This is a genomic window from Streptomyces sp. NPDC040432 (assembly GCF_055595445.1).
The window spans coordinates 206522-233014 of the sequence record NZ_JBVIVP010000008.1; the positions used below are offsets into that span (position 1 = coordinate 206522).

24 protein-coding genes are annotated in these 26493 nt (G+C 71.7%); 14 read left to right on the forward strand and 10 right to left on the reverse strand.

Annotated elements, in window-relative coordinates; translation table 11 throughout:
- Positions 1–92 precede the first annotated feature (92 nt).
- Complete coding sequence (locus ACZ58N_RS19740; protein ID WP_471161296.1) at positions 93–1526, forward strand: nucleobase:cation symporter-2 family protein; 1434 nt, start codon at positions 93–95, stop codon at positions 1524–1526.
- A gap of 70 nt (positions 1527–1596) precedes the next feature.
- On the opposite strand, the gene ACZ58N_RS19745 is transcribed toward ACZ58N_RS19740, so the two are convergent.
- A complete protein-coding gene (locus ACZ58N_RS19745) occupies positions 1597–2712 on the reverse strand; it encodes a hypothetical protein (RefSeq protein ID WP_471161299.1) in 1116 nt (371 codons plus the stop codon).
- Positions 2713–3089: 377 nt separating this feature from the next.
- Between ACZ58N_RS19745 and ACZ58N_RS19750 the strand changes: the two genes are divergently transcribed.
- Positions 3090–4505, forward strand: a complete 1416-nt coding sequence (locus ACZ58N_RS19750; RefSeq protein WP_471161301.1) for a DHA2 family efflux MFS transporter permease subunit — start codon at positions 3090–3092, stop codon at positions 4503–4505.
- A gap of 78 nt (positions 4506–4583) precedes the next feature.
- On the opposite strand, the gene ACZ58N_RS19755 is transcribed toward ACZ58N_RS19750, so the two are convergent.
- Positions 4584–5465: an AraC family transcriptional regulator gene (locus tag ACZ58N_RS19755; RefSeq protein WP_471161304.1), complete on the reverse strand. Its 882-nt coding sequence runs from the start codon at positions 5463–5465 to the stop codon at positions 4584–4586.
- A gap of 206 nt (positions 5466–5671) precedes the next feature.
- On the opposite strand from ACZ58N_RS19755, the gene ACZ58N_RS19760 reads away from it, so the two are divergent.
- A complete protein-coding gene (locus ACZ58N_RS19760) occupies positions 5672–6787 on the forward strand; it encodes a serine hydrolase domain-containing protein (protein ID WP_471161307.1) in 1116 nt (371 codons plus the stop codon).
- Positions 6788–6895: 108 nt separating this feature from the next.
- On the opposite strand, the gene ACZ58N_RS19765 is transcribed toward ACZ58N_RS19760, so the two are convergent.
- The gene (locus ACZ58N_RS19765; protein WP_471161453.1) at positions 6896–8518 is read right to left on the reverse strand and encodes a serine/threonine-protein kinase; all 1623 of its coding nucleotides are present in this window, start codon (positions 8516–8518) and stop codon (positions 6896–6898) included.
- Positions 8519–8977: 459 nt separating this feature from the next.
- Between ACZ58N_RS19765 and ACZ58N_RS19770 the strand changes: the two genes are divergently transcribed.
- The 6 genes from ACZ58N_RS19770 (at position 8978) to ACZ58N_RS19795 (ending at position 15443) form a co-directional block, all read left to right on the forward strand.
- A complete protein-coding gene (locus ACZ58N_RS19770) occupies positions 8978–9589 on the forward strand; it encodes a hypothetical protein (protein WP_471161310.1) in 612 nt (203 codons plus the stop codon).
- A gap of 104 nt (positions 9590–9693) precedes the next feature.
- Positions 9694–10362 carry a hypothetical protein gene (locus tag ACZ58N_RS19775; protein ID WP_471161312.1) on the forward strand — a complete coding sequence of 223 codons (669 nt, stop codon included), beginning with the start codon at positions 9694–9696 and terminating at the stop codon, positions 10360–10362.
- Positions 10363–10364: 2 nt separating this feature from the next.
- Positions 10365–11570, forward strand: a complete 1206-nt coding sequence (locus ACZ58N_RS19780) for an MAB_1171c family putative transporter (RefSeq protein ID WP_471161315.1) — start codon at positions 10365–10367, stop codon at positions 11568–11570.
- A 40-nt stretch (positions 11571–11610) separates the two neighbouring features.
- Complete coding sequence (locus ACZ58N_RS19785; protein ID WP_471161318.1) at positions 11611–12792, forward strand: MAB_1171c family putative transporter; 1182 nt, start codon at positions 11611–11613, stop codon at positions 12790–12792.
- A 67-nt stretch (positions 12793–12859) separates the two neighbouring features.
- Positions 12860–14056 carry an FAD-dependent oxidoreductase gene (locus ACZ58N_RS19790; protein WP_471161321.1) on the forward strand — a complete coding sequence of 399 codons (1197 nt, stop codon included), beginning with the start codon at positions 12860–12862 and terminating at the stop codon, positions 14054–14056.
- 127 nt (positions 14057–14183) lie between these two features.
- A complete protein-coding gene (locus ACZ58N_RS19795; RefSeq protein WP_471161324.1) occupies positions 14184–15443 on the forward strand; it encodes an NADH:flavin oxidoreductase/NADH oxidase family protein in 1260 nt (419 codons plus the stop codon).
- Positions 15444–15483: 40 nt separating this feature from the next.
- On the opposite strand, the gene ACZ58N_RS19800 is transcribed toward ACZ58N_RS19795, so the two are convergent.
- On the reverse strand, positions 15484–15684 hold the full coding sequence (locus tag ACZ58N_RS19800) for a hypothetical protein (RefSeq protein WP_471161327.1): 201 nt from the start codon (positions 15682–15684) through the stop codon (positions 15484–15486).
- Between the two features lie 128 nt (positions 15685–15812).
- Here ACZ58N_RS19800 and ACZ58N_RS19805 point away from each other — a divergent pair, with 128 nt between their 5' ends.
- Together ACZ58N_RS19805 and ACZ58N_RS19810 are read left to right on the forward strand one after the other, a co-directional pair.
- On the forward strand, positions 15813–17177 hold the full coding sequence (locus ACZ58N_RS19805; RefSeq protein ID WP_471161330.1) for an NAD(P)/FAD-dependent oxidoreductase: 1365 nt from the start codon (positions 15813–15815) through the stop codon (positions 17175–17177).
- Positions 17178–17605: 428 nt separating this feature from the next.
- On the forward strand, positions 17606–18010 hold the full coding sequence (locus ACZ58N_RS19810; RefSeq protein WP_385685050.1) for an aggregation-promoting factor C-terminal-like domain-containing protein: 405 nt from the start codon (positions 17606–17608) through the stop codon (positions 18008–18010).
- Between the two features lie 136 nt (positions 18011–18146).
- On the opposite strand, the gene galE is transcribed toward ACZ58N_RS19810, so the two are convergent.
- The gene (galE, locus tag ACZ58N_RS19815; protein ID WP_471161333.1) at positions 18147–19145 is read right to left on the reverse strand and encodes a UDP-glucose 4-epimerase GalE; all 999 of its coding nucleotides are present in this window, start codon (positions 19143–19145) and stop codon (positions 18147–18149) included.
- Between the two features lie 280 nt (positions 19146–19425).
- Here galE and ACZ58N_RS19820 point away from each other — a divergent pair, with 280 nt between their 5' ends.
- Positions 19426–19998, forward strand: coding sequence for a hypothetical protein (locus tag ACZ58N_RS19820; RefSeq protein WP_471161335.1), 573 nt, complete (start codon positions 19426–19428; stop codon positions 19996–19998).
- A gap of 143 nt (positions 19999–20141) precedes the next feature.
- On the forward strand, positions 20142–20663 hold the full coding sequence (locus tag ACZ58N_RS19825; RefSeq protein WP_471161338.1) for a hypothetical protein: 522 nt from the start codon (positions 20142–20144) through the stop codon (positions 20661–20663).
- A gap of 277 nt (positions 20664–20940) precedes the next feature.
- On the opposite strand, the gene ACZ58N_RS19830 is transcribed toward ACZ58N_RS19825, so the two are convergent.
- From ACZ58N_RS19830 to ACZ58N_RS19845, 4 genes are all read right to left on the reverse strand, one after another.
- Entirely contained in the window at positions 20941–21603 is a 663-nt protein-coding gene (locus ACZ58N_RS19830) for a hypothetical protein (RefSeq protein ID WP_471161341.1), read from the reverse strand.
- Between the two features lie 166 nt (positions 21604–21769).
- Positions 21770–21964, reverse strand: coding sequence for a hypothetical protein (locus ACZ58N_RS19835; RefSeq protein WP_471161344.1), 195 nt, complete (start codon positions 21962–21964; stop codon positions 21770–21772).
- Positions 21965–22101: 137 nt separating this feature from the next.
- Entirely contained in the window at positions 22102–24213 is a 2112-nt protein-coding gene (locus ACZ58N_RS19840) for a SpoIIE family protein phosphatase (protein ID WP_471161346.1), read from the reverse strand.
- 423 nt (positions 24214–24636) lie between these two features.
- Positions 24637–24978: a hypothetical protein gene (locus tag ACZ58N_RS19845; RefSeq protein ID WP_471161348.1), complete on the reverse strand. Its 342-nt coding sequence runs from the start codon at positions 24976–24978 to the stop codon at positions 24637–24639.
- A 170-nt stretch (positions 24979–25148) separates the two neighbouring features.
- Between ACZ58N_RS19845 and ACZ58N_RS19850 the strand changes: the two genes are divergently transcribed.
- Complete coding sequence (locus ACZ58N_RS19850; RefSeq protein ID WP_471161351.1) at positions 25149–25625, forward strand: NUDIX hydrolase; 477 nt, start codon at positions 25149–25151, stop codon at positions 25623–25625.
- Positions 25626–25962: 337 nt separating this feature from the next.
- Here ACZ58N_RS19850 and ACZ58N_RS19855 read toward each other — a convergent pair whose 3' ends face one another.
- Positions 25963–26433, reverse strand: a complete 471-nt coding sequence (locus ACZ58N_RS19855) for a DIP1984 family protein (RefSeq protein ID WP_471161353.1) — start codon at positions 26431–26433, stop codon at positions 25963–25965.
- Between the last annotated feature and the right edge of the window lie 60 nt (positions 26434–26493).

Here is a 26493-nt window from a genome sequence, read left to right on the forward strand (position 1 = left end):
GCCACCCACAGCCACCGTGCCGGCCCCCGGGCCCGCACTTCACTCAAGCTGCGCGCACGCCCTCCCGCGTCGCAGCCAGGAGGCACGCCCCCATGTCGCAAAGACCCCCCGCCACCGGCCCGGACGCGCCCGAAACCACGCCCGAAACCGGTCCCGACACCACGTCGGCGGCCCCCGGCCGCCACCCCGTGGACCAGATGCTGCCTCCCCTCAAGCTCGTGGGCGCGGGTCTGCAACACGTCGCCGCGATGTACGCCGGCGTCGTCGCACCACCCCTCGTCGTCGGCATCGGTGTGGGCCTGTCCACCGCGGAGATCGCGTTCCTGATGAGCGCGAGCCTGTTCACCTCGGGCATCGCGACCCTCCTGCAGACCCTCGGGTTCTGGAAGGTCGGCGCCCGCCTGCCGTTCGTCAACGGCGTCTCGTTCGCCGGCGTCGCCCCCATGCTCGCCATCGCCAAGGCCGAAGCACCCGAGGACGCCCTGCCCGTCATCTACGGGGCGGTGATCGTCGCCGGTGTCTTCGGGCTCCTCCTCGCACCGTTCTTCTGCAAACTCATCCGGTTCTTCCCACCCGTCGTCACCGGCACCGTCATCACCCTGATCGGCGTCTCCCTGCTGCCCGTGGCCTTCAACTGGGCCCAGGGCGGGAACCGGGAGGCACCCGACTACGGCAGCCTGAAGTACATAGGGCTCGCCGCCGTGACCCTCCTGGTCACCGTGGCGCTGCGCCGCCTCCTGCGCGGTTTCCTCAAGCAGATATCCATCCTCCTCGGCCTCGTCGCCGGAACCCTGATCGCCCTTCCCCTGGGCGCGGCCGACTTCAGCGGCGTCGCCGACGCCGACATCATCGGCTTCCCCACGCCCTTCCACTTCGGCGCGCCCCAGTTCGCGGCGGCCGCGATCATCTCCATGTGCATCGTGATGCTCGTGTCGATGACCGAGTCCACGGCCGACGTACTCGCCCTCGGTGAGATCGTCGAAAAGCCGGCCGACGAGAGGACCCTCGCCGCCGCCCTCCGCGCCGACGGCCTCGGTACCGCCCTGAGCCCCCTGTTCAACGGATTCGCCGCGAGCGCCTTCGCCCAGAACGTGGGCCTGGTCGCGATCACCAAGGTCCGCAGCCGGTTCGTCGTGGCCGCCGCGGGCGTCATCCTCATCCTGCTCGGACTGTGCCCGGTCCTGGCCTCGGTCGTCGCCCTGATACCGCAGCCGGTTCTCGGTGGCGTGGGCATCGTCCTGTTCGGAACCGTCGCCGCCAGCGGTATCCAAACCCTCACCGGCGCGGCCCTCGAACGGGGCGACAACGTTCTGATCGTCGCCATCTCCCTCGGCGCCGGCATCATCCCCATCGCGGCCCCGACCTTCTACCACGCCTTCCCGGAGAGCGCCCGCATCGTCCTCGACTCCGGCATCAGCACGGGTTGCGCCGTCGCCGTCCTGCTCAACCTCGCCTTCAACCACATCGGCCGCAAACCCGCCCCCGCCCCCGAACTCGCCCCCGACGCACCCGCCGTCCACCACTGATCGAACGTGCCCGCGGCCCGGATGCCCGCACTCATCCGGGCTGCCCCGGCATCGGCCACCCGCGGGAAGGTCAGCGGCGCCCGCAGCGACCCCGCAGTTCGGCGATGACCGCCTTCTCCCTTGCGTCGAGGTCCCCGTCGACCGTGGCGACCCGTTCGGCGGCGTGCAGAACGTCGGCGAGATCCCCGGGCTCGGCGTCGACCCGGTGCCACACCTCCTCCGGGTCGATGGTGATGACGCCGGCGAGTTGCTCGTCGTGCAGCTGATGCCGCTCCCGGGCGAGCCGCGTCAGCTGCTGGAACAGGAGGCGCTCGGGGTCGGTGACCTCGCCGTCCGCGTTGATGACGAGCCAGGCGACCCAAAGCAGCAGCCGGGGATGCCGCGTGCGTCGGATCAAGGTGTCGGCGAGTTCGATCACTTCCGCCTCGCCGCGGAACACGGACTTCGCGTGGCGTCCCGCGGCCACCGTCGTGTAGCGGTTCACCATGATGGTGAGGGGGATCCCCACGCCGGGGATGCCGAACTTGATGATGTTGCGTTGCAGGAGGTGCTTGCCCACGAACGGAAGGCTCTTCGCGGCGGCGAGGACCGGGCCGGAGTAGTACTTCTTGAGGACTTGGCGGACCAGGCCGGGTATGAACCGCGTACCGCTGCGGGCGACCTCTCCGGCCTTGATGCCGAACGCCACCCGGACGAGTTTCATCATGTCCTCGGGGTCGTCCACGTCCAGCGGGATCCGGTAGATCACCGCGATGTCGTGGGCCAGGCGCATCTGGAGCTGGGTGATGTACGTCAGGTCCACCATGAACGTGAGGAGACCGGCCGGAACCGCGGCGGGACTTGCGCCACCCAAGGAGCCGACGGTCGCGGCGACCGTCCCCGTGTAGAGGCTTGAGGTGATCCCGCCCTGGATCATGGCGGCCTTCGCGGCCAACTTGATCTGCTTGCCGACGATGCCGTCCGCCGGCACGCCCTTGTACTTCTCCTGGAAGTACTCCCAGTTGGCCCTCTTGGCGTACGAACGCAGGGCCTGGGCACAGAGTTTGGTGAACCAGCCGCCCGACTTGATGTCGTCCGCGCTCAGCCCTTTGACGAACTCGTTGAGTTCGGCCCGTTCCTGTTCGACCGCTTCGCGGTCGTCGTCGTCGCCGGCGTCGACGGCATCGTCGGGCAGCAGTTCGGTCACGTCGGGGTCCCCTCCCGGATGGTTCGGCGATCTGCCAGATTGCCAGATACGAGCGGGTACCGGGCGGTTGTTCGAGCAGACGCCCCTCTGTCGGCGGCCGGGCGATATTCCGTGAGTGCCCGCCCCCGGTGACCGACCCGTGGCCGTGGTGGTGCGAGCCACGCCCGCGCGTGGCGGGCGGCGGCGGGGCCGTGGCTGCGATGATCGGCGTCGAGATCGTCGCGCCGCCCCGGTGCGCCTTCGAGGTTCCGTGAGTTCCTCCGTGCGCATCGACGTGTGCGCGAGTGCCCCCGCCCGTGGAGGGCTCCCGTTGCCCGCCCTGGTCCCCGCACCCGAAAGGTGCGGCCGGGGCGGCCGTGCCGAGGACACGACCGACCTTGCGACACCCGTTCCGCACCCGCTCCTTCGCCGGGCCGACCGCGAGCCCCCGGGCCGCGCTGTACGCCCTGTGCGTCAGCTTCTTCATGATCTGCCTGGACGCCACCGTCGTGAACGTGGCCGTCCCCGACATCCGGACCTCGCTCGGCGCCTCCCTCAACGACGTGGTGTGGGTCAACAGCGCCTACGCCCTGTGCTACGCCGTTCCGTTGATCCTCGCGGGACGGCTCGGCGACCGCTACGGACCCAGGAGGGTCTTCCTCGTCGGCGTGGCCGGGTTCACCTCGGCGTCGCTGGCGTGCGCACTGGCCCCCGGAGCCGAGGTGCTGATCGGCGCCCGCGCCGTCCAGGGGTTGGCGGCCGCGCTGATCGCGCCCCAGACCATGGCGATGATCGTCCACCTGTTCCCGGCGGACCGCCGCGGCGCGGCCCTGGGAGCCTGGGGCGCGGTGGGCGGCGCGGCAATGGCGGCCGGTCCCGTGATCGGCGGGCTCCTCGTCGCCTGGACCGGCTGGCGGGGCATCTTCCTGGTGAACCTGCCGGTCGGGGCCGTAGGGTGGATCGCCGCGTACCGTTGGCTGCCCGACCGACGACCGGCCGCGCGGCACCGGATGGATCCGTGGGGCATCGCCCTCAGCGGGCTGGGGCTGACGGCGCTGGTCTTCGGCGTGCAGAGCGGCGAGGCGTACGACTGGGGCACGGTCGCGGGCCCGGTGACGATCCCCGGGATCCTCGTCCTCGGCGTGCTGTGCCTGGTGGCGTTCGTGTGGTGGCAGCACCACAACCCGGATGAACCCCTGCTGCCGCCCCGGCTGTTCCACCACCGCGACTTCTCGGCCGCCGCCGCGGCGGGCGGCGCCATGGGGGCGGCCATGGGCGGCCTGTTCCTGCCTCTGATGATCTACCTGCAGAGCGACCTGGGGTACAGCCCCCCGGCGGCGGGCGCGGCCACCGTTCCGATGTTCGTCCTGTCGTCGCTGTGCGCCCGTCTCGCCGGCAAACGGTCCGACACCACCGGTCCCCGGCTGCTCGCGGCCCTCGGTTTCGCCCTGCTGATCGTCGGCACCGGATCCCTGACGCTGCTGCTGGCCCCGGGGATCGACCTGTGGGCGCTCATGCCTTCCCTCCTGGTGTCCGGCATCGGCATCGGGCTGGTCTCCGCGCCGCTCGCCGGCATCGCCACCCGGTCCCTGGAACCCTCGCTGGTCGGCGCCGCGTCCGGGGTCTTCAACACCACGCGCCAGCTCGGCGGCGCTCTGGGCAGTGCGGCCACCGGAGTCATCCTCCAGGCCGGCCTCGGCAGCACCCCCACCACCGCCACCCAGGCGGCCCTCGCCTTCCCGGTGCTCATGCTGGTCGTCGGGCTCGCCTGCTGCGGCGCCGTCCGGCCGACTCCCCCGCTCCGCCCGGCGTGAGGAGCGACGACGGCTTCGGCAACGGCCGGACGCCACCGGCCGCACGGCCCGCCCGCGTGCCCCGCCGCACTGCGGGGGTCACCTCCCGGGGCCGGGGCCGCCGCGCTCCACCGGGATCCACAGTTGGGATCCGGTCTCCGCGCCGATCTCCACCGGCCGCGTCCGCAGGAGCTCCGGTCCCGGGCGGCTCGTGTACGCGTTGGAGGGGAACCACTGGGTGAACACGTCGCGCCACAGGTCCTGGAGGGCGCTCGGATAGGGCCCGTGGTTGTCGAAGACCGCCCAGGTCCCGGCCGGTACGTCGAGGGCGTCGAGGTCGGCGGCCTCCGCCTCGGGGCCGGTCACCACCCCGATCCAGTAGTCCACCTCGGCGCCCTCCTCCCTGCTGTCGGTCAGGTGCACCACCGCCGACAGGACCCCCTCGGGCTCGTGGTGGACGAGCTCCTTCATCCGTGCGAGCGCCGGCTCGTCCAGGCTCTGCAGGTGGGCGTCCGCGGCCGCGTTGGCCCCTTCGTGCACGAGGGGGATCCGGGCCTTCCTGCCGACGAACCTGAACGGCTCCTTCTCCACGATCCGGTACCGCATGCTCGTGGCCCCCTCGACGACGACACGGAAGGACATGCGCGGCTGCGCCGTGAGCTCGGCGCCCGTGCGCCGGGCTTCGCCCGGGCCGACGCCGTGCACCGACCGGAACGCGCGGGCGAACGCCTCGCCCGAGCCGTACCCGTACCGCACCGCGACATCGAGCAGGGTCGCCTCCCCGGCCAGTACCTCGGCCCCGGCGAGCGTCATCCGTCGGCGCCGCAGGTAGACGGGGAGCGGCATGCCGGCGAGCGCGGAGAACAGCCGTCGGAAGTGGTACTCCGACACCGCGGCGATCCGGGCGACCTCGGCCATGTCGACCTCCTGGTCGAGTCGGGTCTCCAGGTGGTCCAACGCCTGATTCAGCCGCTCCAGCACGTGTATCCGTCCCTCTTCCCTGTCCCTCGGGTCTCCGGCGCGGGAGCACCGACCCGCCCTGCCGCGGGCCCGGCCGTGACGGCCCCGAATCCGACCCTATGGCGTGTCCTGAGGGTCTCGCCCGACCCGCGGCGCGCGCGGCGCCCGACAGAACCGGCGTGGGAATTGTCGGGTGGGAAGGCCCGCACCGGCCGAGGCTTACGTCCATGACTGATATCGAGGGAGTGTGCGAGCCGCGGTTCGCAGCGGTCCGTGAGACGTTCGCGGCATTGTTCGACAAGGACGACGTGGGTGCCTCGGTGGCCGTGTACGTGGACGGAGAACCGGTGGTCGACCTGTGGGGTGGGTACGCCGATGCGGACCGTGCCGTCGGTTGGGGGCGCGACACCCTCACCTGTGTGAATTCGACGACCAAGAACATGGTCGCGCTGTGTGCGTTGATCCTGGCCGACCGGGGCCGGCTCGACCTGTGCGCACCGGTTGCCACCTATTGGCCCGAGTTCGCCGCGGCCGGTAAGGAGGGGGTGCTCGTCCGGCACGTCCTGTCGCACACCGCGGGACTACCGGACCTGGCCGGGCTCACCGGGGTCGAGGAACTCCACGACTGGCGGGCCGTGACGGCACGGTTGGCGGCGCAGGCCCCCGAATGGGAACCGGGGACGGCCACCGGCTATCACGCGCTCACCTTCGGGTTCCTCATCGGTGAGATCGTCCTGCGCGTCACGGGCCGCGGAATCGGCGAGTTCTTCGCCGACGAGGTGGCCGCGCCGCTGGGCGCGGACTTCCACATCGGGCTCGCCGCGGAGCACGACCACCGCGTCGCACCGCTCGTCCCGCCGCCGTCACTGACCGACGACCACACCGCCGGACCGCCGACCGGACCGGACGGAACACGCCGGGAGTACACCGGTGCCATGATCCGGGTCAGGGACGTCAACTCCGTCGCTTGGCGGCGCGCACTGATCCCCGCGGTGAACGGCTTCGGCAACGCCCGGTCCGTCGCCCGCGTCCAGTCAGTGCTGGCGAACCGGGGGGTGGCCGGCGGTGTGCGGCTGCTGTCCCCCGGGGGTTGTGAGCCCGCGTGGCAGGAGGTCTTCCGCGGCGACGACCGCGTCCTGCGGACGCCGATGTCCTGGACCACGGGCTTCGGCAGGTTCGGCAACACCTTCGGGTGGGGCGGCTGGGGCGGCTCGCTGGTCGCGAGCGACCCGGACTCGCGCATGACGGTGGCCTACGTCATGAACCGGATGATCGACCGGGAACGGCAGCAGGACGACCGAGGCATGGAAATCGTCATGGCCGCCTACGACGGACTGCGCTGACCGGGCGAAGAGCGGTCCTCGCCCGTCCCCGGCACCACGGGAACGGAGGTCGCCGTGGCCCCGACGGTCCGGCCGGCGCGCCGGGAGGAGCCGGCCGTGAGGAGCCGCTCAGCAGGGCGGGGACGAGCCCTTCTGGCCCTTGAGGTCGCGGTTGTAGAGCCACCCGGTGGCGTTCGTGCCGTCCACGCGGACGAACGTCCACTGGTTCCCGTAGGAGTTGACGATGTAGCACTGGTACCAGAGCTTCGTTCCGTCCTTGACCAGGCCGCCCTGGGCGCACTGCTGGTACGGCGCCGCCAACAGGTGGTGGCTGCCGGAGATGTAGCCGTAGGTGCCCGGCGCCGGGTCCTTGTGGGTCCAGCCGGCACAGCCCGTCGGTACGGGGGTCGGCTTGGCCGGGCCGGACGAGGAACTCTTCGGGGGCGGTGACGACGTACCGACCTTCTTCGAAGCGCCGGCGGACGGCTTCGCCGTGGACGTGGCACCGGAAGGAGACGCCGACGGGCTCCCCGCAACCGGCCGCGTCCCGGGCTGCGCCCCTGGCTGTGCGCCGGGCTGCCCGGCGGCGGTCGTGGAGGCGTCGGGTGTCGGAGCGGGGGCCGCCGTCCGGGCCCGGTCGTCGTCGCCCGAGGTCACCGCGTAGGTGACGCCGCCGGCGGCGAGGACGGCGCCGGCCGCCACCGCGACCGCGACCCGGCCGCGGCGCCGAGCCCGTACCGCTCCCGTGGAGCCGGACGGGTCGACGGTGAACGGCTGACCGTACGGGGAGACCTGTGCGGGGCCGGGCGACGGGAAGCCGGGCCGCTGGTTGGGGGCGTAGGGCTGCGGAACCGATGGGGCGACGGCGTCGAAACCGCCCGGCGGGGGTCCGAACCCGACTGCGGGCACGGGCTGCTCGGCGGAGGCGGACGGTTCCGCGGCGGTCGCCGCCGCGGGGACCGCGCGGCCGGTGGGGACCTCACCGGCACCGGCCGCCACCTCCTCCAGCATCGCGCGGGCCCGGTCGGCGGTGGGCCGACGCTCCGGTTCCTTGGCCATCAGCGCCCGCAGCACCGGGGCCAGGGGGCCGGCGCGCCGGGGTTCCGGCAGCGGCTCGCCGACGATCGCCGCGAGCGTGGACCACACCGAGGTCCGGCGGAACGGCGAGACGCCCTCGACCGCCGCGTACAGGGTCATGCCGAGCGACCATATGTCGGAGGCGGGTCCGGGCTCCCTGCCCTGCGCCCGCTCCGGGGGCATGTAGTCCAGCGAGCCGACCAGTTCACCGTTGCGGGTCAGCTTGGCCATCGCCTCGTCGTCGGAGGTCTCGATGGTGGCGATGCCGAAGTCCGTGAGTACGACCCGCCCGTCGCGCTCCAGCAGTACGTTGCCCGGTTTCACGTCCCGGTGGAGGACACCGGCGCGGTGCGCGGCGTCGAGCGCGTCCATCAACTTGGCGCCGATCGCGGCGGCCTCGTGGGGGTCGAGCGCGCCGCGCCGCGAGACGACCTCGTCGAGCGAGGGTCCGTCGACGAGTTCCATGACGATGACGGGCAGCCCCTGCTCGTGCGTCACGTCGTGCACGGTGACGACTCCGGCGTGCCGGATGCGGGCGGCGGCCTGCGCCTCACGCTCCATCCGTGCTCGCAGGTCGGCCAGTTCGGCCTCGCTCGCGTCGGTGTAGGCCCTCAGGACCTTGACGGCGACCTCACGGGCGAGCAGTTCGTCGACCGCCCGCGCGACCACGCCCATGCCGCCGCGGCCGATCACGGAGATCACCCGGTAGCGTCCCCCGAGCACCTTTCCGATCAGGTCCCGGTCGTTCGCTTCCCCCGTTTGACCTTCTGGCACCGCATGCTCCGTTCCGCGACCGGTCGTCCGTCTCGACCGGCTGACGGGGCACAAGCGTAGATGCACGGTCCGCGGGCGGAGCACGCGGCCGGCCACCCGACGTGCCGTGCTTCGCACCGCGTCATACCTCGTCGTACCGGAATGCGTCGGGGCGTCCGGCCTGCCCGACAAGGTCCCCCGGAGCGTCGGATGAGCCCCGTGGGGCGGGCGGACGCGGTACGCCAGGACGGGCGCGCGATCGAGCCAAGCGAAACGATCGTTTCATTGCGGATCCGACCGTTTCCGTGATCTAGTTGACATGCGCGGGGCTTGGGGTTCCACCGGACCGCACGTGCCCATTCCATCCCGTCCGGAGGGTCCATGAACGACGGGTACGAACAGCTCGCCGAGACCGTGAGAGAAGTCGAAGGGCTACGGCTGCAGTCGGGCCTCGACAGGGCATCCGCCTTCAACCTGCCGGTCCTCTCCTTCCACACCTCGCTGGCGGAGGCCGACATCCGGCGACTGCTCGACGGCGATCCCGTCGAGGCGTCGGCGAGCGGCCCGGCGGAACTGGCCCGCCGCATCGCGTTCCTCAAGGAGACGCGACTGACCGTGGACAGGGACACCGGGAACCGGCGTCAGTACACGACGGCCGAGATCGCGGCCGGCAGCGGGATGACGCCGCAGTGGCACGGCAAGCTCCTGAACCGGAGCACGCCGAACATCTGGCACGGTGCGGGTCTGGCCAAGTTCTTCGACGTCCCCATGGAGTACTTCACCCACACTCCGCCCGAGGCCGTGAAGAGAGTTCTGGACAGCAAGGTCGTCCCGGAGCTCACGGCGCTGCTGAAGAACCCTTCGGAAGCGGTGAAGAATCGTTACGCGCTGCAAATCCAGCTTCGTCTCGGCGACACGGAACTGCCGCCGAACCTGGAGACGGCGCTGATGGCCTTCGTGGACGCGATCACCCAGGAAAGCTCCCGGCCTTGAGGTCGGGCCGGAGCCCGGGCGACCGACGGGCTCCAGCGAAGGAAGCGGAGGGCGGGCCGCGGCTTCACCGCCCATCGGAAGGAACGCAGAGTGAGGGCATTCGGATGAGCGAGCGGCAAAGGGGCGATCTTCGCAAGGGCGTGTTCGGGGCTCTCGGAAGGACGATCCGCCCGGGGAACCTGCTCGCCGCCCCGAAGAACCACCTGACGCGACGGTCGTCCGAACGCAGGATCGCGAAGTTCTGCGACGAGGTCCTCGCGGGCCTCGGGCGGCCGATCCCCTCGGATCCGGACATCTTGTTCGAGGTGTTGCGGGCCGACGTCGAGCGGCGCTTCAACGCGGATGACGACGGACTGCCGTACCGCCCGGTCCTCCTGCGCTTCCGTGAGTTCCCCGAGGAGACGGCCAGCGGCCTCACCGCCAGGTTCGACGACCGAGTCGTCATCATCATCGAGAGTAAGACCACCACGTTGCACCAGTTCGTAATTTTCGCACATGAGATTTGGCACACCCTGAGGGGTGAATGCCTGTCACACGGAACCCACAGCCGGGTGGCCACGGCGGCGGCCCGTTCGCTCGGCGGCGACGTGGCGAGCCACGACCTCGTCGCGCTGGCCGCGAGGAGTCACGTCAACACCGACGAGGAGGACGACGCGGAGAAGTTCGGGCTCCAGTTGGGCTCCCGTCTGCGGGAGTACCTCCAGGGCGGCGCAGCCGTTCCGGTCACCGGTCCGGCGGGCCGGATCCAGTCGAGCCTGGGCAGAGGCTACTGAGCATGACCGGATCGGACTACTACATACCCGCCGCCGTACTGGCGATCGCCCTGGTGGTGAAGTCGCCGTCGTTCTGGCACACCTGGCACTCACCGATGTCGAAGTCGATCTTCGTGATCCTCGCGTCCTCCGCGGCGGGCTTCGTGTTCGGCGCCCCGCCGACGATCGAACGGGTCAACCGGATCACCGGCGTTCCCAACATCTCGGCTCTCATCGTCTACTGCATCCTGTCGTGCCTGGCGTGCGGTTCGCTGGTGCTCCTCATCAACTGGCGCGGGGGCGCCGAGGAGACCGTCCGACGGCACACCAGACTCTGGATCGCCGCGACCTCCGTGGTGATCGCCACCTTCTGCGTGCTCTTCTCGCTGAGCGACGTGCCGATCGAGCAGCAACGCGACTTCGACACCTTCTACGCGAACACCCCGTTCGTCCGCGAGATGATCGTCCTCTATCTGACCGCGCACACCGCCACGAGTCTCGTCGTGGCGACCAAGTGCTGGAGGTGGGCACGTGAACTGCGCGAGCTCCAGGCGGCATGGACCCACTGGGGTCTGATCATCCTGGTGACCGCGTTCGGCCTGACCCTGTCGTTCGCCCTGCTCAAGTTCATCGCGGTGGGCGCCAGGTGGACCGGTACGGACGCCTGGGATTCGCTCAGCACCGACATCGCCCCTCCCCTCGCGGGACTGGGCGCGGCCATGACCACCGTCGGTTTCCTGCTGCCGGTCGTCGGACCGCGGCTGGGGTCGATGTGGGTCTCCTGGCGGGCCTACCGGGCGATGGAGCCCCTGTGGCGTGCGCTGGAACCGTTCGCGGGGCCCGGCAAGCCGGTGCGGATTCGTCCCACCGCGTCGATGGAGATCCGGGCCATGGCGAGGTCCACCGAGATCGCCGACCGTCTGCTCAACCTGGCGCCCCACCTGGACAGCGGCCACCGCGAGGCGGCCGAACGCTACGCCTCCTCGCACGGCTGCACGCCGGACGCCGCCATCATCTTCGCCGAGGCGGCGACGATCCACGCGGCCCTGGTCCCCACGGACACCCGCAGGGTCCCTGCGTCAGGGCGGACCCCCGTCGCCATCGACGTGACCGCCGCGATTCCCACCCGTGTTTCCGGCACGAACGGTCTTGCCCGGCTGAGCATCCAGTTCTCCCACATCCACCGGTCCGGCTCGCCCGTCGGCGTCGACCGCTCGGAGAGCAACTGACCATGCCCACTGCCCTTCGTGCGGCTCACGGAAGCCCCCGGTGAACGGGGGAACGGCGTACCTGAGCTCGGCCGCCGGTCTGTTGGTCGCCACCGCCATCAAATCGTGGGCACTGCGGAAGAACCCGCGGGACCCGCTGCTGAGGGCCGTCACCGCGACCCTCTTCGTCGGCGCGCTCCTGTTCTTCACCGCCGCTCCCCCCCATCTCGCGGCCATCAACGCGATGTTCGGCGTGCCGAACATCGCGGCGCCCATCGTCTACTCCATCCTGACCGCGTTCGACGCCGCCACCATCGTGCTGTTGATCCACTGGCGGGGCAACGACGACGCACGCGTCACCCGGCGGCAGACCCGCTCGTGCCTGACCGCCTACGCCTTGGTCGCCCTGGCCATCTGGGCCCTGTTCGCGCTGGGCGACGCACCGGTCGAGCGGCTCCGTGACCTGGACACCTACTATTCCCGCACGCCGTGGATCCGCGAGATGGTCGTCCTCTACCTGGCGGCGCACAGCGTGGCGGCCGTCACCATGCTGGTGCTCAGCCGGCGTTGGTCGAAGCAGGTCAACGGCACCCTGAAGGGCGGGCTGCTGCTGATCACCGCGGGGGCCGCCTGCACGTTCGCGTACGACCTCCTGAAATACACGGCGATCATCGCGCGCTGGCTCGGTCACGACTGGGACTGGCTGAGCACCCAGGTCGCCTTCTCCATGGCCAGTGTCAGCGCCTTCCTGATCGCCGCCGGCTTCGTCCTGCCGCCCCTCGGGCAGGGCGCCGGCTACCGGTGGCGAGCCCTGTGCCGCTTCCGCAGGCTCCACCCCCTGTGGCTGGAGGTCCGTCCGGAGATACCTTCCACGAACCCACCGCCCATGCCCTGGTGGCAGCCCGTGGAGCACCGTCTCATGCAGCGCGAGAGGGACATCTTCGACGCGGTGCTGCGGCTCACGCCCTGGTTCGACCGTCCCACGGGCGCGAAGGTCTACGCGCTCGCGGTGGCCGAGGGCACCGGCAGCGCGCGGGCCCGCAGCGAGGCCGATGCCGCCGTGATCGCCCACGCGGTCATCGGGAAGGGACGTGCGGCGCCCGCGGTACCGCACGAGCGCCGCTGGACGATCAGTTCGATCGAGGAGTCCGACGACCTGGTCGACATGTCGGACGCCATGCTGCGGTCCTCGTGGGTGGAGGTGACCCGGCAGTCGGCAGCGCTCGCCGAGCACCGTGCATGACACCGGCGATGAGGCCACGAGCCCGCATCCCGCCCGCCGCTCAGAGATCCCTCACGGAGAGACAGCCATGACCACCAGACACCCGAAGCACGTCGAAGCGCTGATCATAGGCGGGGGGTACGCGGGGCTGCTGGCCGCCTCCGTGGTCGCCCTGGCCGGCTACGACGTACTCGTGCTTGCGGGCCGGTCGGGCGGCGAGGCGGGCGCGGCGGCCGCCCAGCACGGCGAGGTCCTCCACATCGGAGGCATGTGGGACGTCAACGACCTGGCGTACGGCTCGGGGGCGCTGCTGCGGCGGCGTGGTGCTCGGACGTTCCCCCTCACGGCCGGCGCCCACCTGTCGCGGACACGGCCCCGCGCCTGGGGGACGCGCGAGCTGCTGACGTGCAGTCGGGACCTCCTGACCTCGGTGCTGCGCGAGATCGTGGTCGCCAACCCCGCACACGAACGGAACACCACCGTCCTCGACGGCGCCCATGTCGTCGGGCTCATCGGCGACGAGTCGGCGGTGCTCGGTGCGCGCGTGCGCTTCGGTGACGGGCCGGAGGAGGAGATCACGGCGCAACTCGTCATCGACGCGAGCGGCGCCGATTCGCGCAGTGCGGCCTGGCTGAGCGATCTCGGTGTGGCCGTCGTGCCGGTCACCACGCGCGGCACGGCCGGGTTCATGGCCGGCCGCCGCTACCGGGCACCGGACGGACGGGCCGACGTCGCCCTCACGGCTGTCGCGGACGGGACCCACAGCGCGGTGCTCGTCCCGATCGAGAACGGTCTGTGGGCCGTCACCCAGACCTCCCCCGATCGTGAACGGATCAGCGACAGGGAGGCGTTCGCCGCCGCCGCGCTGGCCATGTCCGACCCCACCGTGGGCCGACTGATCGCCGACGCGAAACCCGCCGGTGACGTGTTCGTCGCTCCGACATCGACCCGCTGGCACCGGTACGAGCGCATCCGCGGGCCCCGCGGCTTCGTCGTCATCGGGGACGCCCTGGCGACCTTCAGCCCTCTGGACGCGCGGGGACAGTTGGCCACCGAGGCCGCGGCCAGGTCCCTGCGCGTGGCGCTCGGGCGCGGCATCAGCCACCCGACGGCGTCCCGGAGGGCCCAACAGGCCATCGCCGAGGAGGTCGCCCAGTTGTGGACCGATCCGCAGACGGGGCCCATGGGCGGCAGTCGGCTCAGGCCCGTCACCCCGAGCCTCTCGGCGCGTCTCACCCGCGTACGGACGGCGGCAGGTCGAATGCTGAGGAGGCCGGACCGCTGAACCGGCCCGCAACCGGCCCGGGCAGGACCCGGACCGCGCCCCGCACCGTCTCCGCGCACCGTGCGCTTCACCGCATCGCGCGGGCCACGACGGAACCTCACCCGACGACACCCGGAGGAAATCTTCCATGCACCTGTCCACACCTCTCGAACTGCGCAACGGCAGTCGCATCGCGAACCGGATCGCCAAGGCGGCCATGGAGGAGAGCCTGGCCCGCCAGCCCGGACAACTGCCCGGACCGGAGATCGAGGAGCTGTACCGCAGTTGGGCACGCGGCGGGAGCGGGTTGATCATCACGGGCAACGTCATGGTGGACAGACGGGCCCTCACGTCGCCGGGAACGATCGTGCTCGACGCCGGCACCGACCTGGCTCCGTTCCGACGCTGGGCCGCCGCGGCCGGCTCGGGGGGCGGCCAGGTCTGGATGCAGATCAACCATCCCGGTCGGCAGGTCCGGTCGGACCTGCCCGGTGTCGCGTGGTCGCCGTCCGACATCGGTGTCAGCCTCGGAAAGCACACGAGTGCCTTCGCCCGCCCGACGGCCATGACCGAGGCGGACATCAAGGCCACCATCAGCCGGTTCGCGACGACGGCCCGTCTCGCGGAGCAGAGCGGGTTCCACGGCGTCCAGGTCCACGCGGCCCACGGCTACCTCCTCAGCCAGTTCCTCTCCCCCCTGGTCAACCGCCGTACCGACCGGTGGGGCGGCAGCCTGGAGAACAGGGCCCGACTGCTGTTGAGCGTGGTGCGCGCCGTCCGGGCGGCGGTCACACCCGGGTTCGCCGTGAGCATCAAGATCAACACTGCGGACTTCCAGCGGGGCGGCTTCGACGTCGACGAGGTGGAGCAGGTGCTCGGCTTCCTCACGGACCTCGACGTGGACCTGGTGGAGCTCTCCGGCGGAAACATGGAGAGCGCGGCGACCATGGGCCGCACGGCCGATGACCGGAAACTCGGACGTGAGGCGTACTTCCTCGCCATCGCCGAGCGGCTCGTCGCCTCCGCGCCCGTGCCGCTCATGCTGACGGGTGGCATCGGCCGTCGCACGGCCGCCGAACTGGTCCTGGCGAGCGGGTTCGCGATGGTCGGACTGGCCACCGCCCTCGCCCTGCGCCCCGACCTCCCAACGCTCTGGGAACAGGGTGAGGACATCGAGGTCACCGCGCCGCGCCTCGACTGGCGTGACAGGGACATCGCCAGCGCAGGCGTGCTGGCCCTCGTCCGGACGCACATGAGCCGCGTTTCCCGGGGCCTCGCGCCTCGCGCCCGCACCTCCGCCCGCCTCGCCCTCGCTCGTCAGGGCCTGCGGGACCGCGGAACGATCCGGGCGTACGGGCGATGGCTCGCCCAGAACCCGGTGCCGGAGGCGGACACGCCCGGCGGCTGACGGATCCGGCCCGCCGGACGCCGGCGTGCGCCGCGATGGTTCAGGCCGGAGCCGGCAGGTCGCCGGTCGGCTCCTCGGGGGCGGGCACCCAGCGGTAGACCGCCACGCCGTCATCATCGGGGCCGCGCAGATAGCGGCCGATCTCACGACTACCACTATGCGCGGCCAAGGTCACCTCTGTGGCTTGGATCCCCTCGATGCCCGCGAGAGGACCACCGACGAAGCGCGTAATGATCATCATGGGATTCTAGAGCTCCCCTCCCGACCCCACTCGAATTCCGCCATACCGGCCAAGGCCGGGGCAGAAAGCAGACCCGCATGGCCGGTACGCCCCCCTCTCGGTCCCGAGTACTGATCCTCGGAGGCGGCTTGAGCGGCACCCTGGCCGCCGCGGCGCTCGCTCCGCACAGCGACGGCGTCGACATCGTCGAACGGCACGCCCTGCCGGACAGCCCCCAGGCCCGTCGCGGACTTCCCCAGGCCCGCCACGCCCACATGCTCTGGTCGGGCGGGGCCGACGCGATCGAGTCGCTGCTGCCCGGAACCGTCGAGATGTGGCTGGGTGGCGGCGCACACCGGATCTCCCTTCCCAACGGCATGGTGTCGCTCTCCCCCGGCGGTTGGTACCGGCGGTGCTGGCCCGAAGCCCAGTACCTCATCAGCGCCGGCCGCGACCTCGTCGACTGGGCCGTCCGCACGCGCGCCCTGGCGCTGCCCGGAGTACGTCTGCTCTCCGGGGCCGAGCCGGTCCGTCTCCTCGGCACCCGCACCCGCGTCACCGGTGCGGTCATCCGGCATCGGGACGGCACGGAGGAGGTTCGTGAGGCCGACCTGGTCGTCGATGCCACGGGCCGCTCGTCGCGCGCTCCGAGTTGGCTGGCCGAGCTTGGACTGCCCGCCGTTCCCGAAACCGTCGTCGACGCCGGAGTCGCCTACGCGAGCCGCCGCTACAAGGCCCCCGTCGACACCGCGGGCTGGCCGGTCATCAACGTCCAGGTCGACTCCCGTCTGGCCGGGCCGGGTTCGGGCGGCACCATCCTGCCCATCGAGGGCGGTGAGTGGATGGTCAGCCTCGCCGGCACCCGGGGCGGGCAACCCACCAGCGCCCAGGCCCGGTTCTCCGCGTTCGCCCGCACCATGCGGAGCCCCCTCATCGCGGAGTTCCTGGACCGGTGCGAACCCATGGGCCCGGTGGCCGTCACCCGGAACACGGCCAACCGGCGACGCCACTACGAGAAGGTCCGCGTCGACGGCTTCGTCGCGCTCGGGGACTCCGCCACCGCGCTCGACCCCCTCTACGGGCACGGCATGTCCGTGGCGGCCCAGGGCGCCCGCGCCCTGCGGGACCTGGCCTCGACCAGGGGCATCGGGTCGAAGGGATTCGCGGGGCGCGCCCAACGGGCGATCGGCCGCCCGGCGGCCGCCGCCTGGCTGCTGGCCGTCACCCAGGACGCCGCCTTCCCCCACACGATCGGCAAGAAGCCCACGCTCGCCGACCGCGTCGCCGCCAGGTACGTCAACCGCCTCATCACCACCGCGTGCTCGGACTTCACCGTCGTCGAGGCCCTCACCGACGTCATGACCCTTCAGACGAGCGGCACGGTCCTCGCCCGCCCTCGTGTCGTCCTCGCCGCGATCCGCGGACCGCGGCTTCCCCCTCTCGCCGGCCCCGACCTCACACCCGTGGAACAAGCGGTGCTCCTCGGCCATCCAGCCCCCACGTCCACCACCTGACGACGACCGGGCCGGCGGCCTGCGCGCCTCTGGACACGCTGCGGCAGTGCCCGGCAGGCTCCACCCATGCGATTCGACCGGTCGCCCACGGTGACATTCGGGAGGTTCCGGGGTGAGCCGTCCCATAGGACCCACGTCACATACGACCCGGGATAGTAGACCCGGGAGGCCCTACACGACCCCCTTCGCCGGCCCCTCACCTGCGTGGATGGCCGGACCGCTGCCGCCGGGTCCTGGGTCCCCGGCTGCGAGGCAGGGTAGTAATCGGGTTCGTTGCCACGCCGCCGGGCCGTCGGTAGAACTGGATGAGTCGCCGAGCGGCCCGGGTGCTCCACCCGCCGCTGACGAAGCCCTCCGCACCACCTGAGTGGCTCACGCACGTCCTCGACGTGCAGCGACCGCCCTCGTCCCCTGTGGAAGGTCCTCCTGTGTCGAACACCGTCATCCGCCGCATCGCCGCCTCGAAGAAGGCCCTCGCGGGCACCGTCGTCGCCCTCGGCGTCGCCGGCTCCATGCTCGCCACGGTCCCCGCCCAGGCGGCACCGACGAGCGCCAAGGCCGTCGCCCAGCAGATGATCAAGGACCCGGCACAGTTCGCGGCGTTCAACAACATCGTCTCCCGTGAAAGCGGCTGGAACCACACCGCCACCAACGCCTCCTCCGGCGCCTACGGACTCGTCCAGGCCCTCCCCGCCTCGAAGATGTCCTCGGCCGGCTCCGACTGGAAGACCAACCCCGCCACCCAGATCAAGTGGGGCCTGGACTACATGAACTCCCGCTACGGCAGCCCCGTCGGCGCCTGGAACTTCTGGCAGACCCACCACTGGTACTGACCCACCAGCGGAACCCAACAGACACACACGAACGCCCGGCCGGGACACCCCCGCCGGGCGCTTTCGCGTCCGTGTGGCCGCGTTGCCGTGGATGCGGCCTGCTCCGCCCCGCTTCCGCCTGGCCGGTCCCGGATCGTCAGTCGGTGGTCAGGGTGGTGTCGCGCCGCTCGTACCAGCGCAGGGAGTCCGCGATGCCCTCTTCGAGGGAATGGCGGGCCTTCCAGCCGAGGAGCTCCTGCGCGAGGTCGACGCGGGCGTAGGCGCCGGCGGAGTCACCGGGCCGCCGTTCGGTCTCCACGGTGGTCAGCGGGGCCCCGGTGACGTTCTCGAACGCGGTGACGAGTTCGCGGACGGTCGTCCCGCGTCCCGTCCCGAGGTTGATGACGCGGTAGGGCTCGTCGCGCGTGATGTCGGTGAACTGCTGGACGGCCTTCACATGGGCGTCGGCCAAGTCCCAGACATGCACGTAGTCGCGGATCCCGGAGCCGTCACGGGTGGGGTAGTCGGTGCCCGTGAGGGGGAAGGGGCTGCCCGCGTGATGGACGTCGATCATCTTGCCCAGAGCGTGGGTGGGCGTACGGATCTGGAGGCCGGTGCGCAGGAGGGGGTCGGCACCGATGGGGTTGAAGTAGCGCAGCGAGACGACGTCGAGGGTTCCCGCGGCGGCGACGTCGGCCAGGACCGTCTCGAAGAGGGCTTTGGTGCGGGCGTAGGGGCTGAGGGTTTCGAGGGGGGAGTTCTCGTCGACGGAGAAGTCCTCGGGGTCCGCCCGGTAGATGGAGGCGGAGCTGCTGAAGAGGAGGTTCCGGCAATTGTTCCGGGTGAGGTGTTCGAGGAACTGGATGCCCTTGGACACGTTCTCCCGGTAGTAGCCGAGGGGGTTCGCGACGGAGTCGGGAACGACGATCAGGGCGGCGCAGTCGATGGCCGTGGTGATGTCGGGGTGCTCGGCGAAGATCCGGTCGACGAGGGATCCGTCGCAGATGTCCCCCTCGTAGAAGGTCCGGCCTGCGGTGAACTCGCGGCGGCCGGTGGCCAGGTTGTCGAGGATGACGGGGGTGATGCCGCCGTCGATGCAGGCCGAGGCGATGGTCGAGCCGATGAAACCGGCGCCGCCCGCGATCAGTACCTTCAAGGGTTCTTCCTCAAGTGTTCGGTGGAGCTTCGATACGTGTGCCGACAGTCCCGCCCGCCTTAGCCGCGACGCCGGTTTTGCGGTCCGGCAGCCGCCAGGTGGGACGGGGCTGTCCTGTGTTCCTGCGGGGGTGCCCCCTCTGCCATGACGGGAAGCCCCGGCGTTTGGTTGCGTACGGGCACTGCCGCGCGGGGCGGTCGGAACGCATCCGGCGCCCGCGTGCGTGAGCGTCGGGCCATAACCCGGGCGGCGTGTCGAGCACCGCACGTACCCTTCCTCCATGGGAACGACAGACCCGCAGGACCGGGGCGCGGAGACCACGCACGCGGTCTGCCGAAGCGTCCACGGACACGAAGCCCGTGCCCGCTGCCTCCCCGAGGCCTGGATGTGCGACGTCTTCCACATCGACGGCAGTCTGCGGGACGTCCGGGTGCTGGACGCGACCCGCGCCGACTGGATCGCGGTCCTCGAACACCTGCGGTCGACCGCCGACGCCACCGAGGTGGAACATCCGTACGACCAGCTCCATCCGGTACGACCGGCCGTCGCCGACCTCTTCCGCGTCTGGTGTGACGAGCCGGCCGGGGAGGGGACCAGCTTCTGCTTCCAGGCCCGTTTCGGCGCCGTGTGGTTCTCCGCCCTGCCCATGGACGAGGAGGAGATCGAATTCTCCCTGTGGCCCGACGACGTCATCGACGGAGCGGGCGTGGCCTCCGTGCTGCGATTCCTGACCGAGGTGGGTACGGCCTGCGGGCGCCCGGTGCTGCTCACCGGCGAGAGCGTCCAATACCACCCGGGCTTGCGGACCCTGATCCGCCACGATCCCGCCCTCGGCCTCAGTCACCACGTCTGACACCGTACTGATCGGGCGTTCGCAGGGGCTCCGCCCCGCCCCGGTCCGGCCCTCGTCGCCGTCCCGGGACCGTCCCGATGTTGCGATCGCCGTCTTCGGGGGTCCCTGCCACGAGCGCCCGGCGTCTCGCCTACGGTCGCTCCATGACCAAGAACGGCGTAGTGGTGGACGAGGCGATCCGTGCGGCTTGGGACACGTACCGGGTCCTGGAGAAGCGCACCTCGGCCCAGGAGCGGATGCGGGCGCAGCGGCGGGTGGAGGCCGTGGTGGAGACGCACGGGCGTGAGGAGGTGTCCCGGGGCACGGTGTTCCTGGTGGGCGTGCTGACGGGATACCTGATCGCCGAGCAGCCCGGCGGCAAGGACCGTATCGATCCGCTCGACGATCTGATCCCCACGGTGATCCGCCGACTTCCTACCTTCGAGAGGGCCGACCCCACCCAGGTCCCGATGGTCACCGGAGTCCTCATGGCGGCCGCGATGGGCATGGACACCGTGGCGTGGCGGGAGCAGTTCGGACCGATCGCTCCGGAAGAGGCCCTGGTGCACGGCTTCGTGCTGTGGCTGCTCGCCGATCTCTTCGATTCCCTGGTCGAACGGCCCGGCACCATCGACCGGATGATGCGGCAGACCTTCGAGGCCATGGCCGCCGAACAACAGCGGTGACGTACGGGCGAACCCCGACCAGGTGACGAGGGCGCGCGGCCGTGGCCGCGGGTTCGCCCGGTAGGCCCCGCGCCCGAAGGCCCCGCTGCGTCCCCGGTCCGTCAGCAGGGCGACGGCGAGGCGCGTCCGGAGTGTGCGGTCAGGCCCACCGGAAGCGTTCGGTTCGCGGTACGCACCGGCGACACCGTGGGGTCGTGGGGCGGTCCCGGTGGTGGACCACGTTCGCCGTTCCGCAAGGACGGGGCGAGCCTGCTGCCCGGCCGGCGGACGGCAGGGCTCACCCCACCCCGTCGCCGAACCGGGGCATGTCCTCGGGCGGACCCTCGTAGACGTGGGCACGAAGGGCCGTCGGGGTGTCGAAGGCATCGGCTTCGCCGCGGTACACGGCGACCAGCGAGCCCGGCCCCCACCACCACGTGTCGGCCGCGCCGTCCACCGACGGCACCGGCCGCAGACCGTCGAGGTCGAGGCCGTCCACGGCACGCCCCCGTACCGTGGTGACGCGAGTGGCCCGCATCCGGGCGGTGTGGGCGAGCGCCAGGGACTCCACCCATCCCTCGACGCTCGCGTGCAGTGCGATCCGGCGGACACCGCGGATCGCGAACTCCCCTTGGGGGCCGATCAGGAAGCCGAACGCCACGGAGCAGCGCTGGTCTCCGGCCGGGAACCACCAGCCCGCTTCGTCCGAGCCCTCCGGTACGTCCACGCTCAGCACGCGGGGCCCGCCTTCGTACCAGGGCGACGGTGGCAGGACGAGCCCGCCCCAGCGGGCCTCGTGGTCCGCCGCCCGGTCGATGACCTCGGTCGGAACGCCCGACTCCCGCCACCGTGCGCGGTACCGCTCCACGTCCAGGCGTTCCGTCCGGACCGCGTGGGCCGCCAGGAAACCGGCGGACAGCTCGCTCAACCCGCGGGGCACGACGTCATGTGGGCGACTCACGGAAGGACCCTACCCTGCCGCGAGCACGGCGCGGGGTGGGGCCCACGCACGCGACGGGCCTGCGCACGCACACGGGTGGGCGGCGGCGTTCCCGGACGACGGCCCCGTGGTCATCCCCCGGCCACGACACCCACGCATCGGCCTCAGGCGTCCGCCGCTCCCGGGTTCAGTCGCCGCAGCCCCCACCGCCGCTGCCGCAACCGTCTCCCCCGCCGCAGCCCGCGTCGCCGCCCCCGCTGTCGCGACGGCCGCCCGATCCGGACTTGCCCGTGGTCTGCCGGTGGGCCAGCAGGAAGACCAGGCCCCAGCCGACGACGGTCATGGTCAGAACGATCACGAAGGCGGCGGCATGGCTGCTCATGGGGGCGTTGTGCCCGACCACCCGGTCTGGAACACATGCCTCCGCCGGTGTCGTCCGCCGGGGCGGGACGCGCCGGTACCCCGGGGGCGGTGCAGGGGCCTCCCCGCCCGGCCCGGACCTCGTGGTCGTGCTCGGGGTCAGTGCGCGAGGTCCTGCTCGGTCCACACGGTCTTTCCGGCGGCCGTGTAGCGGATGCCCCACCGTTGGGCGAGCTGCGCGACGATGAACAGCCCGCGCCCGCCCTCGTCCACGGCGCGGGCGTGGCGCAGGTGCGGACTCGTGGTGCTCGCGTCGTGGACCTCGCAGGTGAGGGTGCTGTCCTTGATGAGGCGTAGCCGCAGGGGCGGGTTTCCGTAGCGCAGTGCGTTGGTGACCAGTTCGCTGACGATCAGTTCGGTGGCGGCCCCGGTGTCCTCCTCCACTCCCCAGCTCGTGAGCGTCCGGCGTGCGTACCCTCGGGCGACGGCCACCTCGGAGAGTGCGTCGGTCAGGAGCCAGGTGGCCACGTCGTGGGTGGGCAGGGGGCGGGTGCGGGCCAGCAGGAGGACCGCGTCACCGTCGCCGCCGCGGGTCCCGAGCGTGTACAGGGCGTTGTCGCACAGCTCCTGGAGGGGCAGGCCGGGGCGGGAAAGGACCTCGCGGAGCACCTCGGGGACGTCATCGGTGGTGGCCGGGGTCGCCGGGAGCAGCCCGGGCGTGTACAGCGCGAGGGTGCTGCCCTCGGTCAGTTCCACGGTCGTGGTGGCGAAGGGCCAGCCGCCGCCTTCGCCCAGCACCGGACCGACGGCGAGTTCCGCGGCCTCGGCCGGCCCGTCGGGACGAACGATCACCGGTGGGGTCGACTGGCCGGCGCAGGCGAACGTCCAGGACCGTTCGAAGGGGTCGTGGACGCCGTAGAGGCAGCTCGCGGACAGCGGTGGCAGACGCGCGGGTTGGCCCGTGGGTTGGGCCTCGCGTTGCGCGGCGAGGAAGCCCGCGGTGTCGTCGAGGCGGGCCAGGAGCTCGTCGGGTTCCAGGTCCAGGGCGGCCAGTGCGTTGACGACGGTGCGCAGTTGGCCCATGGCCGTCGCGGTGTGGATGCCGTGTCCTGCGACGTTGCCGACGACGAGGGCGGTGCGGGCGCCCGACAGGGCGATCACGTCGAACCAGCCGCCGCCCCCGCCCTCGGCCGGGACGTGCAGGTGGGCCGTGTCGACGGTGCTGCGACCCACGGGGTGGCGCGGCAGCAGATGTCGTTGGACCGTCGTGGCGATGGTGTGCTCGCGGGTGAAGCGGCGGGCGTTGTCGACGCAGAGGGCGGTGTGGGCGCACACCTCGCGGACGAGCCCGAGATCGCCCTCGTTGAAGGGGGGCGAGCCCGCCGTGCGGTACAGGCTGACCAGACCCAGGACGCTGCCGCGCAGGGCCAGCGGGGCCACCAGCAGGCTGTGGGCCCCGGCGGCCCGGATCGCGCCGGCCCGCCTCGGGTCGGTCGCGAGCCACGGGCTGTCGTCCTCCAGGGCGACGATCCGCGGGTGCAGGTCCGTCAGCGTACGGCTGTAGGGGGTGGGGTTGCGGAGGCTGCGCACGTCCCCCACCGGATGGGCCTGCTCCTGGCGACCTCGGTGACCCGACCGGAACGCCGCGCGCCGCAACGGCACGTCCTGCGCCAGCGGGCCTGCCGGGGGGTCCTCGCCACGGACCACCGCCTCCACGACCTCGACCACGGCCACATCCGCGAAAGCTGCCACGAGGGTCTCCGCCAGTTCCTCGCAGGTGGTGATCGCGTCGAGGGACTGTCCCACCCGCTCGCGCACCGCGTCCAGGACCCGCAGTCGGGCGCGCGCCTCCTCGGCCTCCGTGACGTCGACGGCCGCGACCGCCACCCCCAGAACCGTGCCCTCCTCGTCGCTCAGGCGGAACACCGACACCGAGCGCGAGCGCTCCTGGCCCCGGTCGGACTCCAGCCGGGTGCGCACCAGTCGTTCCCGTACCGGTACTCCGGTCTCCAGCACCCCGCGGATCATTTCCGTGACCTCGCCGGGCGAGTCCACTCCCGTGAAGACCTCGGCGAAGCGACGCCCCAGCAGGTCCTCAACGGGAACGTGGTGCATGGAGCGCGTGGCGGTGTTGATCCGTACCAGCCTCAGGTCCGTGTCCAGGACGTGCAGGCCCACCGGCGACTGGGTGAAGAGGGCGTCCAACAGCGCCAGGTCCATGTCGCCGGGGCCGTCCTGCCCCAACCGCCGGGACGGATCGTCGTGCGTCATCCCGATCACCTCCGTGGGCCAGCCTGCACGACCGGCGCGCGCCGTGCCCTTCGCGCAGCCGTGAAGTAGCTCGATCAGCCTCCGTACCCGGGTGCGGGAAGGTGTGGGGCGGGGCCGGACGCCCCGGCGGACCATAGGCCCGGATGCCCTGCGGCAGGGGACCGGACCCTGTCGTGGCCCGGGCACGGGGCAGCCCTCCCGTGGGGAAGCCGGGAGGGCGCCCGGCCGGGGAGGTCCGGAGTCGTCACGGTAGACCCATCACGCCGGTCGGCGGTAGGCATATGACAAAGCGAGCTCCGACCTCCCTCTCCGTCGAGCGGGGCGCACTTCGGCCGCCGTGAGTCGCTGTGCAGGCGGGTCGCCGGTTCGGCGCGAACGCGCCGGGGGCGGAGGCCGGGCGCGGCTCTCCGCCCCCGGCGGGGATCAGTTCCCGACGGGGTTCCCCGCGACGTGGGCGGTGCCCGGGGCGGCCTCGACCGTCTCGCTGTGCGAACCGCTCTGCGACGCGGGCTTCACCTTGCCGGCCGGTACGTGGGCGGTGCCCGGGGCCGCCTCGACCGTCCGGCTGTGCGGATTGTCCTTCGAGGCGGGCCGGACCTTCTGCGCGGCGATGCTGTCCGTGCCCGGTGCGGCCTCGGCCGTCCGCTCGTGCGCGGCCTTGCCCTCGCCGCCGCCCTGGCTGTCGGCCTGGGCGGCGCCGCCCAGGGCCAGGGTGCTGAGCAGGACGGCGGCACACGTGGCGGCGATGCGCTTTCCGGTGTTCATGGGGAGCTCCTTGGAGTGGATGTCCGACTGACACCACGAACGTACGAGGGACCGACCTTTCGTCTCCTTCACGTCCTACGGCAGTTCGAGCCCTCCGTGCTTACCGCACCCTCACACCTCGGGATGCGACGGGCGATGCGCCCGACTGCGGACTCGATATGGTCTGCGGCGTGACGAGTTTCCGACTGGCGGCGTACTCCGTGTGCATCGAGGACGGACGGGTCCTGCTCGCCCGTCATCTGCCGGCGAACGGCGAAGCCAACTGGACGCTCCCGGGCGGCAGGGTCGAACACGCGGAGGACCCGGTGGACACGGTGATCCGCGAGGTCACCGAGGAGACCGGCTACGAGGCGGTGGTCGAACGTCTGCTGGGCGTGGACTCACGGGTGATCCCCGCAGCCGAACGCGCCGTCCCGGGCGGACCGGATCACCACAACGTCGGAATCCACTACCTGGTCCGCGTCACCGGCGGCCGGCTGCGACCCGAACCGAATGGCGAGACCATCGAAGCGGTGTGGACCCCCCTCCCCGAAGTCACCGACCTGCGCCGGTCATCGTTGGTCGACACCGGGATCACTCTGGCGCAGGCCCTTCCCGCGACCGGGCACGCCCCACCGGTCCCCGTCGGCGGCCTACTCCAGCACTGACCCGGCAGGATCCGGGCCGACGCCGCGCCCCAGCCCCCGGGGCCGTCCACGGCCGTTCGCTGCCCGGGCACGCAGCGGCGCCCGGTCCGGGAGCCTGAGCTCCGGACCGGGCGCCGTCCTGCGATGCGGATGCCCCGAACCCGCCCTCGTCACGACCGGATCTGCACGTGGTGATGAAATGTGCGCGATGCACGGTGACTCGTCACGCTGCTGAGCTGCACTGTCACTTCGGGAGTCGAACCCGATGCGCTGCTCTCCGCGCGCCAGTCGGGCCGGTAACCGCCGGCCCTCGGTTGTGCACGCCTCCGGAGCGACTACCTGCTCCGCACCGCCGGTCTCAATCCAGGAGGTCGGCCTCCCAGTTGGTGCGCTGGATGCGCACGTCGATCTCGCGGATCTCACGGGCCGCGTCGTCGGCGCGGGTTCGGAGCTCGGCGACGGGCAACGCGGGGAGCACCATCAGCTCGGAACGCAGCTGCCGGCCGTATCCGCGGTCACCGCCACCGGCGGCGGCGTCGGCGGCCGAGGTGAGTACGGAATGGCGCAGCCGCAGGGTGTCCCGGCGGGCGAGGGCGTCGGTGAGGGTGCCGTCGGCTCCCATGTCGACGGCGGCGTTGGTCCGGTTGATGCGCCGGATCAGGGACTCCAGGGCGTCGAGGGTCGCGGTCACCTCGGCGAGCAGCGCGGTCGGGTCCTCGGCGGGGGTCTCGCCCTCCTGGTGGCGGGCGTTGGCCACGATGCGGGCCCGCAGCTGTTCGACGCGGCGAGCCGCCTCCGCGCGCTCCGCCAGCGCTTCCCCGAGCTTCATCGTGGTGGATCCCATTCCTCTGGTGCCGTTCGCGGGCCGCGCCTCGTACGTGGTGGGCCT

Bases quoted from the DNA above. Each gene is read 5' to 3' on its own strand.
- ACZ58N_RS19840 (WP_471161346.1), bottom strand. From the start codon at position 24,213: ATGACGCACGACGATCCGTCCCGGCGGTTGGGGCAGGACGGCCCCGGC.
- ACZ58N_RS19760 (WP_471161307.1), top strand. From the start codon at position 5,672: ATGACTGATATCGAGGGAGTGTGCGAGCCGCGGTTCGCAGCGGTCCGT.
- ACZ58N_RS19790 (WP_471161321.1), top strand. From the start codon at position 12,860: ATGACCACCAGACACCCGAAGCACGTCGAAGCGCTGATCATAGGCGGG.
- ACZ58N_RS19770 (WP_471161310.1), top strand. From the start codon at position 8,978: ATGAACGACGGGTACGAACAGCTCGCCGAGACCGTGAGAGAAGTCGAA.
- ACZ58N_RS19820 (WP_471161335.1), top strand. From the start codon at position 19,426: ATGGGAACGACAGACCCGCAGGACCGGGGCGCGGAGACCACGCACGCG.
- ACZ58N_RS19795 (WP_471161324.1), top strand. From the start codon at position 14,184: ATGCACCTGTCCACACCTCTCGAACTGCGCAACGGCAGTCGCATCGCG.
- ACZ58N_RS19765 (WP_471161453.1), bottom strand. From the start codon at position 8,518: ATGGGCGTGGTCGCGCGGGCGGTCGACGAACTGCTCGCCCGTGAGGTC.
- ACZ58N_RS19800 (WP_471161327.1), bottom strand. From the start codon at position 15,684: ATGATGATCATTACGCGCTTCGTCGGTGGTCCTCTCGCGGGCATCGAG.
- ACZ58N_RS19780 (WP_471161315.1), top strand. From the start codon at position 10,365: ATGACCGGATCGGACTACTACATACCCGCCGCCGTACTGGCGATCGCC.
- ACZ58N_RS19825 (WP_471161338.1), top strand. From the start codon at position 20,142: ATGACCAAGAACGGCGTAGTGGTGGACGAGGCGATCCGTGCGGCTTGG.
- ACZ58N_RS19855 (WP_471161353.1), bottom strand. From the start codon at position 26,433: ATGAAGCTCGGGGAAGCGCTGGCGGAGCGCGCGGAGGCGGCTCGCCGC.
- ACZ58N_RS19845 (WP_471161348.1), bottom strand. From the start codon at position 24,978: ATGAACACCGGAAAGCGCATCGCCGCCACGTGTGCCGCCGTCCTGCTC.
- ACZ58N_RS19740 (WP_471161296.1), top strand. From the start codon at position 93: ATGTCGCAAAGACCCCCCGCCACCGGCCCGGACGCGCCCGAAACCACG.
- ACZ58N_RS19835 (WP_471161344.1), bottom strand. From the start codon at position 21,964: ATGAGCAGCCATGCCGCCGCCTTCGTGATCGTTCTGACCATGACCGTC.
- ACZ58N_RS19775 (WP_471161312.1), top strand. From the start codon at position 9,694: ATGAGCGAGCGGCAAAGGGGCGATCTTCGCAAGGGCGTGTTCGGGGCT.